A 14,332-nucleotide genomic window follows, 5' to 3' on the forward strand; every position below is an offset into this window, starting at 1 on the left:
CTTGAATATCTCCATCTGACGGTTTGTGCGCGTCTTCAACCAGCAGGGCGTGCTGGACGAGACCGTGCACTACGACGTCGGACCCGAGCGGTACGGTGACATCACCGGTGCGAGGGATGCGGAATGCCGCGCGCCGTCATTTTGTACGCCTACACGTAACGCTGGGACTGTTGTCTGCGATGGCCAATGTGGGGGACGGACTGGACGAGTCAGTCGCCGCCGCTGTCGAGGGGGATCCTCAGGCGGTCGAGCGGCTGCTGGCTGCCATCCGTCCTTTAGTGGTGCGGTACTGCCGCGCCAGGGTTGGCAGGCAGGAGCGTTCGTTCGCTTCGGCCGACGACGTAGCTCAGGAGGTGTGTCTCGCGGTGCTCACGGCCCTGCCTTCGTACCGTGACCAAGGACGCCCGTTCCTGGCTTTCGTGTACGGCATCGCCCAGCACAAAGTGGCTGACGCGCACCGTGCCGCCGCCCGCAACCGGGCCGAGCCGGTGGCCGAGATCCCCGACGAGATCGAAGGGGATGTCGGCCCTGAGCAGCGCGCGCTGCAGGGAGAGCTCAACGAGCGCATGGCCCAGTTGCTCCAGGTGTTGCCGGACAAACAACGCGAGATCGTGGTGCTTCGAGTGGTCGTGGGGCTTTCCGCTGAGGAGACCGCGGACGCGGTCGGTTCGACTCCCGGCGCCGTCCGGGTCGCGCAACATCGTGCTCTCGCGCGGCTCCGCAAGGCGCTGGCGTCCGAGGAGGTGGCCTGAGTGACCGACCACGACCCCCGGGACGAGGGTAGACGCGAGCCGCAGGGTGAGCTGACCTACGACGACACGATGAGTTCGTCGCAGGCGGCGTTCGAGGCGGATCTGTCGGCGGTGCACGCCGACGACGCCCTGCTCGACGCCCTCGGTGGTTCCGACCCGCAGATCGCGGACGGCTTCGGCGACCAGGAGCTCAACGCCCTGCTGCTCGCCTGGCGCCGCGACATCGACAGCGAGCCGCTGGCCGAGCTGGTGGACACCGACACCGCGGTGACCACGGTCAAGGCGGCGGCCATGGCGCAGCGGCACAAGCAGCGGCCGCGCAGGCTTCGGCTGCTCGTGCCGGTCGCGGCGGCCGCCGCGGTGCTGGCCATCGCGTTCACCGGCACCAGCGTGGCCGCGCGCGACGCTCAGCCCGGCGACACGCTGTGGGGCCTGACCAAGGTGCTCTACGCCGACCACGCGCGTTCGGTCGAGGCCGCCTCCGCGGCCCGCACCGATCTGCAGCAGGCGAGCATCGCCCTGTCGCAGGGCCGCATCGCCGAGGCGCAGAAGGCGCTGTCCGAGGCCGCGGCCAAGCTCACCCAGGTGTCCGCGGAGGACAACCTGGACCAGCTGATGCTCGAGCACAAGCAGCTGTCGGCGATGCTGCACGACCCGAGCTCGTCGCCGCCGTCGTCGAGCACCACCACACCGCCGTCCTCGTCGGTGCTGTCGTCCTCGTCGGTCACGCCCTCGCAGCCGCCGGTCGTGCCGCCGACCTCGTCGACACCACTGCCGTCCACCACCTCGCCGTCGCCGCCCACGTCGAGCACCTCGTCGACGCCGCCGACCACGAGCAGCAGCACGGCCAGTGCGGCGGGCAGCGGCTCGGGCAGCACGATCCGTTACGACACGGGCACCGCGAACACCGGTGCCGGCGGTCAGGCGCCGGCCGGGACGACCGGTAACTGACCCCGAAGACACGAAAAGGCCCGGCCGGAAAAATCCGGCCGGGCCTTCTTCGTGGTCGGTCAGTAAGCGCTCTCCGTCGTGGTCACGCCGTCGGCGAACCCCCGGCAGTACTCCCAGCTGACGTAGTTCGCCGGGTCCGGGTCGTAGGCGGGCTCGTGCGGCCGCATCCGGCCGTCGGCGAGCAGCTGCTCCAGGCTCGAGCGCAGCAGATGCCAGTCGTGGTAATGCGGTTGGTCACATTCACCGCAGTCGACCACGATCCCGCGCACCCCACGGGGCTCCAGCAACGCCTGGTAGACGGCCAGGTCCGACAGGTCGGCGAGCAGCTCGGCGCGTGCCTGCGCGTCGAGCGGTTCCTCCAGGTCATCGCCGAAATCGGCGAGTCCCGCGGCCGGGTCGTCGGGGTCGTCTGCGAACGGATCGGGGGGCAACACATCGTGCGGCACGCGTCGCACGGTACCGGGCGGGGGTGGTGCGCTGTCCAGATACCATCGTTAAAAGGTTCACCGACATGCCGAGGAAGGTCAGCGACCAGCCATGACGAGCGAGTTCTCCACCTCTGACAAGTTCGCGATGCTGGGCCTGACCTTCGATGACGTGCTGTTGCTGCCCGCCGAATCGGACGTGGTGCCCAGTGCCGTGGACACCAGCACCCGGCTTTCCCGCAACGTGACGCTGCGCGTGCCGCTCGTCTCGGCCGCGATGGACACGGTCACCGAGGCCAGGATGGCCATCGCGATGGCGCGCCACGGCGGAATGGGCGTACTGCACCGCAACATGCCGGTCGATGAGCAGGCGGCCGCCGTCGAGGTGGTCAAGCGCTCCGAGGCGGGCATGGTCACCGACCCGGTCACCTGCTCGCCGGACGACACGCTCGCCGAGGTCGACGCGAAGTGCGCCCGGTTCCGCATCTCCGGCCTCCCGGTGACCGACGCGTCCGGCAAGCTCGTCGGCATCATCACCAACCGCGACATGCGGTTCGAACTGGACCACAGCCGCCCGGTCAGCGAGGTCATGACCAGGCAGCCGCTGATCACCGCGCAGGTGGGGGTCACCGCGGACGCGGCGCTGGGCCTGCTGCGCCGGCACAAGATCGAGAAGCTGCCGATCGTGGACGGCGCGGACAAGCTGCGCGGCCTGATCACGGTCAAGGACTTCGTCAAGACCGAGCAGTACCCGAGCGCCACCAAGGACCCGGACGGCAGGCTGCTGGTCGGCGCCGCCGTCGGGGTCGGCGAGGCCGGGCACCAGCGGGCCATGGCACTGGCCGACGCGGGCGTGGACGTGCTGATGGTCGACACCGCGCACGGGCATTCGCGTGCCGTGGTCGACATGGTCGCCACGCTCAAGAAGGAACTGGGCGACACCGTGGACGTGGTCGGCGGCAACGTCGCCACCAAGGCCGGTGCGCAGGCGCTGGTCGACGCGGGCGCGGACGCGGTCAAGGTCGGTGTCGGCCCGGGCTCGATCTGCACCACCCGGATCGTGGCCGGGGTCGGTGTGCCGCAGATCTCGGCGATCTACGAGGCGGACAAGGCCTGCCGTCCCGCCGGTGTCCCGGTGATCGGTGACGGTGGCATCCAGTACTCCGGCGACATCGCCAAGGCCATCACGGCGGGCGCGTCGAGCGTGATGCTGGGCAGCCTGCTCGCCGGCACCGCCGAATCGCCGGGCGATCTGATCCTGGTCAACGGCAAGCAGTTCAAGACCTATCGTGGCATGGGCTCGCTGGGTGCGATGGCCTCGCGTGACGGCCGCAAGTCCTACTCCAAGGACCGCTACGCGCAGGACGACGTGCTCTCCGAGGACAAGCTGGTGCCCGAGGGCATCGAGGGCCGGATCCCGTTCCGCGGCCCGCTGGTCAACGTCGTACACCAGCTCGTCGGCGGCCTGCGGTCCGGGATGGGCTACGCGGGTGCGGAGACGATCGTGCGGTTGCAGCAGGCGCAGCTCGTGCGGATCACCGCCGCGGGCTTGAAGGAGAGCCACCCGCACGACGTCACGATGACCGTCGAGGCCCCCAACTACACGTCCCGCTGACGCGGGCCGTCCACAACGAGAAGGGATCCGCACGTGCGGGATCTGGTCGAGATCGGCATGGGCCGCGAGGCTCGCCGGGCGTATGACCTCGACGACGTGGAGATCGTCCCGTCGCGCCGGACGCGGTCTTCGGCGGTCGTGTCGACCGCGTGGCAGATCGACGCCTACCGGTTCGACCTGCCGCTGGTCACGCACCCGACGGACGCGATCGTCTCCCCGGCGAGGGCGGTGGAGATCGGCAAGCTGGGCGGCCTCGGCGTGCTCAACGCCGAGGGCCTGTGGGCACGTCATTCGAACGTCGAGGACGCCATGCGGCGGCTGAGCGACGCGGCGAAGAGCGAGGACCACACCGCGCTGGTGCGGCTGCTGCAGGAGCTGCACTCGGCGCCGATCCAGCCGGAACTGCTGACCGAGGCGATCCGCATGGTCCGCGAGGCCGGGGTGACCGTCGCTGCGCGGGTCAGCCCGCAGCACGCGGCCGAGCTGACGCCGGCGCTGATCTCGGCCGGGGTCGAGATCCTCGTCGTGCAGGGCACGATCATCTCCGCCGAGCACGTGTCGGGGGAGAAGGATCCGCTGGATCTCAAGGAGTTCATCGGCGGGCTCGACGTTCCCGTCATCGCCGGTGGCGTCGCGGACTACCGCACCGCGATGCACCTCATGCGCACCGGCGCGGCCGGGGTGATCGTCGGTCACGGCTACACCCCGGGCATCACCAGCACCGACCGCGTGCTGGGCATCGGCGTGCCGATGGCGACGGCGATCATCGACGCGGCCGCCGCACGCCGCGACTACCTCGACGAGACCGGCGGCCGGTACGTGCACGTGCTCGCCGACGGCGGCATGACCTGCTCCGGCGACATCGCGAAGGCCATCGCGTGCGGCGCGGACGCGGTGATGCTGGGTTCGCTGCTGGCCACTCCCGCCGACGCGCCGGGCCACGGGCTGTACTGGACCGCCGCCGCGGCGCACCCGTCGGTGCCGCGTTCGCGCGTGGCCACGGCGTCCGACGTGGACGTGGACCTCAACACGCTGCTGTTCGGGCCCTCCTCGGACGCCGACGGCACCGTCAACCTGTTCGGCGCCCTGCGCCGGGCGATGGCGAAGACGGGCTATTCGGACCTCAAGGAGTTCCAGCGCGTGGGGCTTACCGTCCGCGCCTGAACCCGTCGGTAACTTACTCCTGGTCAGAAGTTGCGTCGCGCGTTACCCTTTTATGTGTGACCGCGAGTAACAGCAGTGCAGCTGACTATGACGTGATCGTGGTCGGATCGGGCTTCGGCGGCAGCGTCGCGGCCCTCCGGCTCACGGAGAAGGGCTACCGGGTCGCCGTCGTGGAGGCGGGCCGCCGGTACGCCGACGACGAGTTCGCCAAGACCTCGTGGGACCTCAAGCACTACTTGTGGGCTCCCGCGCTCGGCTGCTTCGGTATCCAGCGCATCCACCTGCTGCGCGACGTGATGATCCTGGCCGGTTCCGGGGTCGGCGGCGGCTCGCTGGTCTACGCGAACACGCTCTACCGGCCGCTGAAGCCCTTCTACCAGGACAGGCAGTGGTCGCACATCACCGACTGGGAGTCCGAACTCGCGCCGCACTACGACCAGGCGAGCCGGATGCTCGGCGTGGTCACCAACCCGAGCGTCACGCCCTCCGACGAGGTCATGCGCAAGGTCGCGGCCGACATGGGCGTCGCGGAGTCCTACCATCCGACGCCGGTCGGCGTGTACTTCGACAAGCCGGGCCAGGACGTCGACGACCCGTTCTTCGGCGGCGCCGGTCCGCGGCGCACGGGCTGCACCGAATGCGGCGCCTGCATGACAGGCTGCCGGGTCGGCGCCAAGAACACGCTGGTCAAGAACTACCTCTACCTCGCCGAACAGGGCGGCGCGCAGGTGCTGCCGATGACCACGGTAGACGCCGTGCGCCCGCAGGCCGACGGGTCGTTCGTGGTGGACGTGCACAAGACGGGCAAGCGTTCGCGCCGCTTCCGCAGCAGTCTCACGGCGGGCCAGGTCGTGCTCGCCGCCGGCACCTGGGGCACCCAGCAGCTGCTGCACAAGATGCGCGATAACGGCGTGCTGCCGGAGTTGTCGAGCCGGTTCGGCGAGCTGACCCGGACGAACTCCGAGGCGATCATCGGGGCGGGACGGCCCGCGGTGGACCCGGAGCACGACTACAGCCGCGGCGTCGCGATCACCTCGTCCATCCATCCGGACGAGAACACGCACATCGAACCGGTGCGCTACGGCAAGGGCAGCAACGCGATGAGCCTGCTGCAGACGCTGGCCACCGACGGTTCGCTGCCCACCCCGCGCTGGCGGCAGATGCTGCGCACGCTGGTCAAGGAGCCGATCACATCGCTCAAGCTGCTCAACGGCTACAAATGGAGCGAGCGGACCGTGATCCTGCTGGTGATGCAGAGCCTGGACAACTCGATCACCACGTACACCAAACGCGGCCTGTTCGGGCGCCGGAAGTACACGTCCAAGCAGGGGCACGGCGAGCCGAACCCGACGTTCATCCCCGCCGGGCACGAGGCGAACCTGCGCACGGCCGAGCACATCGGCGGCGTCGCGGGCGGCACCTGGGGCGAGATCTTCAACATCCCGCTGACCGCGCACTTCATCGGCGGCGCGCCGATCGGCACGTCGGCCGAGGACGGTGTGATCGACCCGTACCACCGGGTCTTCAACTACCCCGGTCTCTCCATTGTGGACGGGACGGCGGTGACGGCGAACCTCGGCGTGAACCCGTCGCTGACCATTACCGCGCAGGCGGAGCGGGCGTTTTCCTTGTGGCCCAACAAGGGTGAGGCCGACCCGCGTCCCGCGCAGTCCAGGGGTTACCGGCGGCTGGACCCAGTGGCGCCGAAGAACCCGGCCGTTCCGGCGGAGGCGCCCGCGGCGCTGCGGCTACCGATCGTCGGCTGAGCGGGGGCCGAGGAAAACGGTCGCCACGGCACCGGCCGCGACGACCGCCGCGAGTGTCAGCAGGCTGGGCCACATGCCGTCGGTGAAGGCGGACTCGCCGGCCTTGGCGAGTGCCGCACCGGCCGGTCCGGACTGCTGCGCCACGCCGAGCGTGCCCGCCAGCGATCCGCTCGCCACGTCCCGTACGGGCGCGGGGAGCGCGGCCGCGGCGGGCGCGATGGCGTGGCCGTAGGCGGCCGAAAGGATGCTGCCCGCCAGCGCGATGCCCAGCGCCGCCCCGATTTCGCGGGTGGCGTCGTTGACGGCGGAGGCGACGCCGTACTTGTCCGGCGGCACGTTGTCCAGAATGGCGCTGGTGCTCGCGGGCGCGGTCAGCCCGAGCCCGAGGCCGAGCACGGCGGCCGCGATCGCGAACCGGACGTAGCCGCTGTCCGGCTGCAGCACGCTGAACAGGTACATGCCCGCCGCGACGGCGAGCAGGCCGCCGACGGTGAGCGGGCGCAGGCCGAGCTTCTTGGCGATGGTGGCGGAGACGACCGACAGCGGCAGCATCGTCACCGCGAGCGGCCACAGCGCCAGTCCGGCCTTCAGCGGCTGATAGCCAAGGATCAGCTGCAGGTACTGCACCAGGACGAAGATTCCGCCGTAGGCGGCCGTGAACTGCAACGTCATCGACAGCGAACCGGTCGCGAACGCGCGGTTGGCGAAGAGCCGGACGTCGAGCAGCGGGTCGGTGCGCCGCGTCTCGGCCCAGGCGAAGAAGCCGCCGAGCACGCAGGCCGCGACCAGCGCGGCGATGACGAAGACGTCGCCCCAGCCGTGCTCGGCGGCACGCAGGATCCCGAAGACGAGCGCGCCGATGGACAGCGTGGACAGCGCGGCGCCGGGCAGGTCGAACGGGTGCGGCCGGTACTCGCGCGAACTCGGCACGGTGCGCGCGGCGACGGCCAGCACGGCCGACAGTACGGCCGGGCCGAGGAACACCGAATGCCACGAGAAGTGCTGCAGCAGCAGCCCGGCGAGAACCAGGCCGATCATCGCGCTGATCCCGGCGACCCCGGCCCACAGCCCGACGGCCCGGCCGCGCTGACCTTCCGGGAAGCTCGCGTTGATGATCGACAGCGTCGCGGGCAGGACCAGCGCGGCGCCGAGACCGGTCACGCCCCGCGCCGCGACGAGCCAGCCCGCCGAGTCGGCGAACAGCGGCGTCGCGCAACTGACCGCGAAGATCGCCAGCCCGATGATCAGCACGCCGCGGCGGCCGTACCGGTCGCCGAGCGCTCCGGCCGGCAACACGAGCGCGGCCAGCACCAGGGTGTACACGTCCACGATCCAGGCCTGTTGTGCCTGCGTGACACCGGTTTCCGAGGCCATCGACGGCAGCGCGATGTTGATGATCGTGACCATCGCCATGACCAGCCCGACCGAGGTGCACATGACGCCGACCGTCCACGCGCGACGGCCACCGGACAGCGGGGGCGCCTCGGACGCCAGGACGGAAACCTGCATGGCACCTCGTTCCGGACGGGAAACGAAACCATCGGTATCGTAGCAGGACCAGTAGTTCTGAAAGCTGGTCGTCGTGAGCGATGAGGAAGAATCGGTCGCATGAAGACACAGCGCGATCCACGGCTGGACCGATCGCGCGCGGCGATCCTGTCCGCCGCCGTCGAACTGCTGTCCGAAGGCGGAGTGCAGCGGGTGACGATCGAGGCGGTCACCGCGCGCAGCGGCGTCGCTCGGTCCACGCTGTACCGGCATTTCCGGAACAACACCGAACTGCTGGCGGCCGCGTTCCGGGAACTGCTGCCGCCGCTGCCGGAACCCGACCCCGCGCTGCCCGCCCGCGACCGGCTGCTCCAGCTCGTGCTCGACCAGGCCGACCAGATCGCGCACGTGCCCGCGATGGCCGCGGTGACCTGGATGGCGGCCAGCGGCTACTCCGCCGAGACGCCCTCGGCCGGGGAGCGCACTCGGCTCGACGCGCTTCGCCAGCACATCATCGACAACTACCGGCGCCCGTTCGACCCGGTGCTGACGGAATGCCTCTCGGATTCCGAACGCGAGATCGACCTGGCGCTGGCGCGGCTGATCGGGCCGCTGGTGTTCAACGCGCTCGTCACCGGGCGGCCCAACGACCGCGAGTTCTGCACCCGGCTGGTCGACGAGTTCCTCGCGGCTACAGCTCGATCCCGGTGAAAACCGTGACCTTCTCCTCGGTCAGGTCGTTCATCGCGGCCAGCACGCCTTCGCGGCCGATGCCAGAGCCCTTCACGCCGCCGTAGGGCATCTGGTCCGCGCGGTAGGAGGGCACGTCGCCGACGATGACTCCGCCGACCTCGAGTTCGGCCGAGGCGCGGAAAGCCAGCCGCACGTCGCGGGTGAACACGCCGGCCTGCAGGCCGTACGCGGAGGCGTTGACCGCCTCGAAGGCCTCGTCCGAACTGTCCACAACGGACACCGCGAGCACCGGCCCGAAGATCTCCTCGGCCCACGCCTTGGCGTCGGCGGGCACGTCGGAAAGCAGCGTCGGCTCAACGGTCGCGCCGTCGCGGGAGCCGCCGGTGAGCACCTTCGCGCCGCCCGCGACGGCCTCGTCGATCCACTCGACGATCCGCTTCGCCGCGGCCTCGTCCACGACCGGACCCACGTCGACCGTCGTGTCGTACGGGTCGCCGGTGCGCTGGGCGCGCACGGCGTCGGCCAGCGCGGGCAGGAACTCGTCGGCCACCGAACGTTCCACGATGACACGCTGCACCGAGATGCAGGACTGCCCCGCCTGGTAGTTGCCGAACGTGGCGATGCGGGCGGCCGCGCCCGCCAGGTCCGGCCAGTCGCCGAGCACGACCGCGGCCGCGTTGCCGCCCAGTTCCAGCACGACGTGCTTGCGCGGCGCGGCCTCGGCCAGCGACCAGCCCACGGGGCCGGACCCGGTGAACGACACGACCGGCAGCCGGGGGTCGGCGACGAGCTCGGCGGTGTCCTCGTTGCCCAGCGGCAGCACCGAGAACGCGCCCTCCGGCAGGTCTGTCTCGGCGAGGATCTCGCCGAGGATCAGCGACGACAACGGCGTGCGCGGCGCGGGCTTGACGATGATCGGCGCGCCCACCGCGAGCGCGGGCGCGACCTTGTGCGCCACCAGGTTCAGCGGGAAGTTGAACGGCGCGATGCCCAGCACCGGCCCGCGCGGCACCCGCCGCACCACCGCCAGCCTGCCCTCGCCGCCGGCGTCGGTGTCCAGCCGCTGCAACTCGCCGGTGAACCGCCGCGCCTCCTCGGCCGCGATCCGGAACACCGAGATCGCGCGCTTCACCTCGGCCTCGGCCCATTTGAACGGCTTGCCGTTCTCGGCCGTGATCACCTCCGCCAGCTCCTCGGCCCGCTCGGCCAGCCCGCGCGACACGTGGTCCAGCGCGGCGGCGCGGACGTGCGCGGGGGAGCGGCGGAACTCCGGCGCCACCGCGACGGCGGCGGCGACCGCGCGGTCGACCTGCTCGGCGGAGGGCACGGCGACGGTGGCGACCTCGCTGCCGTCGAAGGGATGGGTGACCAACAGCGTGTCCTCGCCCTGCTCCGGCCTGCCGGCGATCCACGCGGCCCGGGGCTCCGGGGTGATGGTGTCCATGGGTAAACGGTAAGGCCACGCACGCCCTGTCGGGCCGGGGGCCGGGTGGCGCAGCTCACCTGGGACGATAGGGGTACAGATTTACGTCCCGAGGAGGCGCCGGTGGGTCCGGTCATCGTGGTGGACTTCGGTGCGCAGTATGCGCAGCTGATCGCACGCCGGGTTCGCGAGGTCCAGGTGTACTCCGAGGTGGTGCCGCACACCGCGACGGTCGACGAGATCATGGCCAAGAAACCGGCCGCGATCATCCTTTCGGGTGGGCCGGCGAGCGCGTACTCGCCCGATGCCCCCGGGATGGATCCCGAGCTCGCCAAGCAGGGCGTGCCGATCTTCGGCATCTGCTACGGCTTCCAGGTCCTCGCGCAGGCACTCGGGGGCACGGTCGAGGCGACGGGTTCGCGCGAGTACGGCCGCACCGAGGTCGCGGTGGCCTCGGACGGCGGCATCCTGCACCGCGAACTGCCCGCGCGGCACCAGGTGTGGATGAGCCACGGCGACAGCGTCACCAAGGCGCCGCCCGGCGCCGCGGTGACCGCCTCGTCGGAGCGCACTCCCGTTGCCGCCTACGAAAACCCGGACGAGCGCTACGCGGGCGTGCAGTACCACCCCGAGGTGCTGCACTCGCCGCACGGCCAGGAGGTGCTGCGCCGTTTCCTGCGCGACATCGCCGGCATCCGTCCGGAATGGACGACCGCGTCCATTGTGGACGAGCAGATCGGCAGGATCCGTACGCAGATCGGCGACGGCAGGGCCATCTGCGGCCTGTCCGGCGGGGTGGACTCCGCCGTCGCGGCGGCGCTCGTGCAGCGCGCGATCGGTGACCGGCTGACCTGTGTGTTCGTCGACCACGGTCTGCTGCGTGCCGGCGAGCGGGCGCAGGTGGAGCGGGACTTCGTCGCCGCGACCGGCGTCAACCTCGTCACCGTCGACGCGCGGGAGCGCTTCCTCGACGCGCTCGCCGGGGTCACCGACCCCGAGCAGAAGCGCAAGATCATCGGCCGTGAGTTCATCCGCGTGTTCGAGCAGGCCGAACGTGACCTCAAGGCGAAGGGCGACTACCGGTTCCTGGTGCAGGGCACGCTCTACCCGGACGTCGTGGAGTCCGGCGGCGGTGCCGGCGCGTCCAACATCAAGAGCCATCACAACGTGGGCGGCCTTCCCGAGGACCTGCAGTTCGAACTGGTCGAGCCGCTGCGTCTGCTGTTCAAGGACGAGGTGCGCCGGGTCGGCCTGGAACTGGGGCTGCCCGAGACGATCGTGCACCGCCAGCCGTTCCCCGGCCCCGGCCTCGGCATCCGGATCATCGGCGAGGTCACGCACGACCGGCTGGAAACCCTGCGCGCCGCCGACGCGATCGCCCGCGAGGAGCTGACCTCGGCCGGGCTGGACCGCGACATCTGGCAGTGCCCGGTGGTGCTGCTCGCGGACGTGCGCAGCGTGGGTGTGCAGGGTGACGGCCGTACCTACGGGCATCCCGTGGTGCTACGGCCCGTCTCCAGCGAAGACGCCATGACGGCGGACTGGACGCGGCTACCCTACGACGTGCTCGAGCGCATCTCGACGCGCATCACCAACGAGGTGAGCGAGGTCAACCGGGTGGTGCTGGACGTGACCAGCAAGCCACCGGGCACCATCGAGTGGGAATGATCGACGCGACACTGGGGGTAGCGCATGTGGCTGTTCGGAATCCTGCTGATCGTGCTGGCGGGAGCCGGGTTCACCTACATGCAGTCGACCAAGCGTGAGCTGCACGCGATGATCGGCACGGAGACGCTGCCGATCCCCGAACTGGAGGATCTGCGGCGGATCTCCGACGAACTGGGCGCCCGCGGCGGATTCCGCAAGACCGCCGAGGTGGTCGGCGCCGCGCACCAGCGGCCGGAGGGCCTGCTGACGGCGGAGATCAGCAAGACCCCGTGTGTCTGGTACCGCTACCGGATCGAGCGCGAGTACGAACACGTCGAGTACCGCGACGGGCGGCGGCGCTACTCCAAGCGCAAGGAGAAGGTCGCCGACCACACGTCGAACGAGGGCTACGCGCTGATCGACCAGGACGGCCGCACGATCGGTGTCGCCCCGGACGGCACCAAACCGGAAGGCGTCGAGCAGAGCGTCGACCGGTTCGAGCCGTACCAGGGCGGGGACCAGTCCTTCGAGCTCTTCGGCATCCGGCTGCCGGGATTCCTTGCCGGCAACCAGAATTCGACGATCGGCTTCCACTACAAGGAGTGGCTCATCCGGCCTGGCACACCGCTGTACATCCTGGGCGAGGTGCACGACATCATCGGCCCGCTCGTGATCGCGAAGCCCCAGGAGAAGGGGCACTTCATCATCTCGGCCAAGAGCGAGGAGCAGCTGCGCGCGGACCGTACGCGGCGCCACAAGCTGCTCTCGATCGGCGTGCTGGTGGCCTTCTTCGCCGGGCTCGCGCTCGTCGTGGTGGGCATCATCCGCTGACGGACCTGGTGAAGCGGCCGCCCCAGTCCCGCGCCAGAGCGCGCAGTTCCGGCGGGCCGAGCACCGTGAACTCGGCACCGGTCGTGCCGAGCGCCATCGCGGGCCATTCCAGCGAATCGGCCGTCATCCGCACGCGGCAGCTTCCGGTGCCGGTCTCCTCGACCGTGCTCCACCGGCCGATCCGTGCCCGCACGTCCGCCGCCGGGGCCTCGACCAGTGCCTCCACCTGGTAGGGATGTGCCACGGTGTCCAGTGCCGCGCGGACGAACGCGGCGGCGTCCTCGGCGGGCAGCTCCCGAGCCCGGAACCGGGCGCCCGTGCCGGCCGGTTCGGCGAGCCGGTCGACCCGGAAGTTGCGCCAGTCGTGCCGGGCCAGGTCGTAGGCGACGAGATACCAGCGGTACCCGAGCGAGACCAGCCGGTGCGGTTCGGCGTGCCGCTCGGTGCGCTCGCCGCTCGCGGCGGTGTAGCCGAAGCGGACGCGTTCGCTGTCCCGGCAGGCCAGTGCGAGCGTCGTGAGCACGTCCGGATCGATGCCCGCTCTCGCCGGTCCGCCCCAGACCGCGGGCACCGTCATCGCACGCAGCGCGTCGACCCGGCGCCGCAACCGGGCCGGCATCACCTGCACCAACTTGGCCAGCACCCGCACCGAGGATTCGGCGATCCCTTCCACCGCGCCCTGCGTCGCGGTCTGCAGGCCCACGGCCAGCGCCACCGCCTCCTCGTCGTCGACCACGAGCGGAGGCAGCGCCGCACCGGCCGCGAGCTGGTAGCCACCGTCGGCGCCGCGCTGCGCCTCCACCGGATAACCCAGCTCGCGCAGCCGGTCGATGTCCCTGCGCAGGGTGCGCACCGAGACGCCGAGCCGGTCGGCCAGCTCGACGCCCGGCCAGTACCGGTGGGTCTGCAGCAGGGACAGCAGCCGCAGCGTCCGGCTGCTCGTGTTCGCCATGTTCTCGATTCTCTCGCACATTCAGGTCAGAAAGTGACCGCTATACGTTCTAGCGTGGTCTGCAGACCCCATCGAGAGAAGGAAGGCGAAACACCATGAGCGACACCGCGACCGCCACCGATGAGCGCGCCGACCTGCTGGCGGTGCTCGCCCAGCAGCGGTACTTCCTGCGCTTCACCACCCGGGACCTGACCGACGAGCAGGCCGGGCGGCGCACCACGGTCAGCGAGCTGTGCCTCGGCGGGTTGATCAAGCACGTGACGTCGGTCGAGCGGGGCTGGGTGGACTTCATCCTGGAAGGCCCCTCGGCGATGCAGGACTTCACGAAGATGACCGAGGCGGACTTCCAGAAGCGTGCCGACGAGTTCCGGATGCTGCCGGGGGAGACGCTGGAGGGCGTGCTGGCCGAGTACGCCAAGGTGGCCGCCCGCACCGACGAAATCGTCGCCACCCTGCCCGACCTCGGGGCGACGCACCCGCTGCCGAAGGCGCCCTGGTTCCAGCCGGACGCGGAGTGGTCGGCGCGCCGGGTGCTCATGCACATCATCGCGGAGACCTCCCAGCACGCCGGGCACGCCGACATCGTCAGAGAGTCCCTTGACGGCGCGAAGACGATGGGCTGAAA

General features: G+C 70.5%; 13 protein-coding genes. 9 read left to right on the plus strand and 4 right to left on the minus strand.

What is annotated here, in order from left to right; translation table 11 throughout:
* Window positions 1-179 precede the first annotated feature (179 nt).
* Both HFP15_RS35235 and HFP15_RS35240 read left to right on the plus strand, forming a co-directional pair.
* Window positions 180-752 (plus strand): sigma-70 family RNA polymerase sigma factor, encoded by a 573-nt coding sequence (locus HFP15_RS35235; RefSeq protein ID WP_168521722.1) that lies wholly within the window; start codon window positions 180-182, stop codon window positions 750-752.
* A complete protein-coding gene (locus HFP15_RS35240) occupies window positions 753-1,703 on the plus strand; it encodes an anti-sigma-D factor RsdA (RefSeq protein WP_168521659.1) in 951 nt (316 codons plus the stop codon).
* 59 nt (window positions 1,704-1,762) lie between these two features.
* Here HFP15_RS35240 and HFP15_RS35245 read toward each other — a convergent pair whose 3' ends face one another.
* On the minus strand, window positions 1,763-2,158 hold the full coding sequence (locus tag HFP15_RS35245) for a DUF5319 domain-containing protein (protein WP_168521661.1): 396 nt from the start codon (window positions 2,156-2,158) through the stop codon (window positions 1,763-1,765).
* 82 nt (window positions 2,159-2,240) lie between these two features.
* On the opposite strand from HFP15_RS35245, the gene guaB reads away from it, so the two are divergent.
* From guaB to HFP15_RS35260, 3 genes are read left to right on the plus strand one after another with little or no spacing between them, the layout of a single operon-like run.
* Window positions 2,241-3,743, plus strand: coding sequence for an IMP dehydrogenase (guaB, locus tag HFP15_RS35250; RefSeq protein ID WP_168521663.1), 1,503 nt, complete (start codon window positions 2,241-2,243; stop codon window positions 3,741-3,743).
* Window positions 3,744-3,776: 33 nt separating this feature from the next.
* Entirely contained in the window at window positions 3,777-4,907 is a 1,131-nt protein-coding gene (locus tag HFP15_RS35255; protein ID WP_168521665.1) for a GuaB3 family IMP dehydrogenase-related protein, read from the plus strand.
* A gap of 56 nt (window positions 4,908-4,963) precedes the next feature.
* The gene (locus HFP15_RS35260; protein ID WP_168521667.1) at window positions 4,964-6,673 is read left to right on the plus strand and encodes a GMC family oxidoreductase; all 1,710 of its coding nucleotides are present in this window, start codon (window positions 4,964-4,966) and stop codon (window positions 6,671-6,673) included.
* On the opposite strand, the gene HFP15_RS35265 is transcribed toward HFP15_RS35260, so the two are convergent.
* Window positions 6,656-8,182 carry an MFS transporter gene (locus tag HFP15_RS35265; RefSeq protein ID WP_168521669.1) on the minus strand — a complete coding sequence of 509 codons (1,527 nt, stop codon included), beginning with the start codon at window positions 8,180-8,182 and terminating at the stop codon, window positions 6,656-6,658. The two genes, HFP15_RS35260 and HFP15_RS35265, sit on opposite strands and share 18 nt — an antisense overlap.
* Window positions 8,183-8,281: 99 nt before the next feature.
* On the opposite strand from HFP15_RS35265, the gene HFP15_RS35270 reads away from it, so the two are divergent.
* Entirely contained in the window at window positions 8,282-8,872 is a 591-nt protein-coding gene (locus HFP15_RS35270) for a TetR/AcrR family transcriptional regulator (RefSeq protein WP_168521671.1), read from the plus strand.
* On the opposite strand, the gene HFP15_RS35275 is transcribed toward HFP15_RS35270, so the two are convergent.
* Window positions 8,853-10,298 (minus strand): aldehyde dehydrogenase family protein, encoded by a 1,446-nt coding sequence (locus HFP15_RS35275; RefSeq protein WP_168521673.1) that lies wholly within the window; start codon window positions 10,296-10,298, stop codon window positions 8,853-8,855. The two genes, HFP15_RS35270 and HFP15_RS35275, sit on opposite strands and share 20 nt — an antisense overlap.
* Before the next feature lie 102 nt (window positions 10,299-10,400).
* Between HFP15_RS35275 and guaA the strand changes: the two genes are divergently transcribed.
* A complete protein-coding gene (gene guaA / locus HFP15_RS35280; RefSeq protein WP_168521675.1) occupies window positions 10,401-11,945 on the plus strand; it encodes a glutamine-hydrolyzing GMP synthase in 1,545 nt (514 codons plus the stop codon).
* 24 nt (window positions 11,946-11,969) lie between these two features.
* The gene (locus HFP15_RS35285; protein WP_168521677.1) at window positions 11,970-12,755 is read left to right on the plus strand and encodes an E3 ubiquitin ligase family protein; all 786 of its coding nucleotides are present in this window, start codon (window positions 11,970-11,972) and stop codon (window positions 12,753-12,755) included.
* On the opposite strand, the gene HFP15_RS35290 is transcribed toward HFP15_RS35285, so the two are convergent.
* A complete protein-coding gene (locus HFP15_RS35290; protein WP_168521679.1) occupies window positions 12,745-13,707 on the minus strand; it encodes a helix-turn-helix transcriptional regulator in 963 nt (320 codons plus the stop codon). The genes HFP15_RS35285 and HFP15_RS35290 overlap by 11 nt on opposite strands.
* Window positions 13,708-13,802: 95 nt before the next feature.
* Here HFP15_RS35290 and HFP15_RS35295 point away from each other — a divergent pair, with 95 nt between their 5' ends.
* On the plus strand, window positions 13,803-14,330 hold the full coding sequence (locus tag HFP15_RS35295) for a DinB family protein (protein ID WP_168521681.1): 528 nt from the start codon (window positions 13,803-13,805) through the stop codon (window positions 14,328-14,330).
* The last annotated feature ends 2 nt before the right edge of the window (window positions 14,331-14,332 follow it).

This window comes from Amycolatopsis acididurans (genome assembly GCF_012328925.1).
Classification (GTDB): Bacteria; Actinomycetota; Actinomycetes; order Mycobacteriales; family Pseudonocardiaceae; genus Amycolatopsis_E; species Amycolatopsis_E acididurans.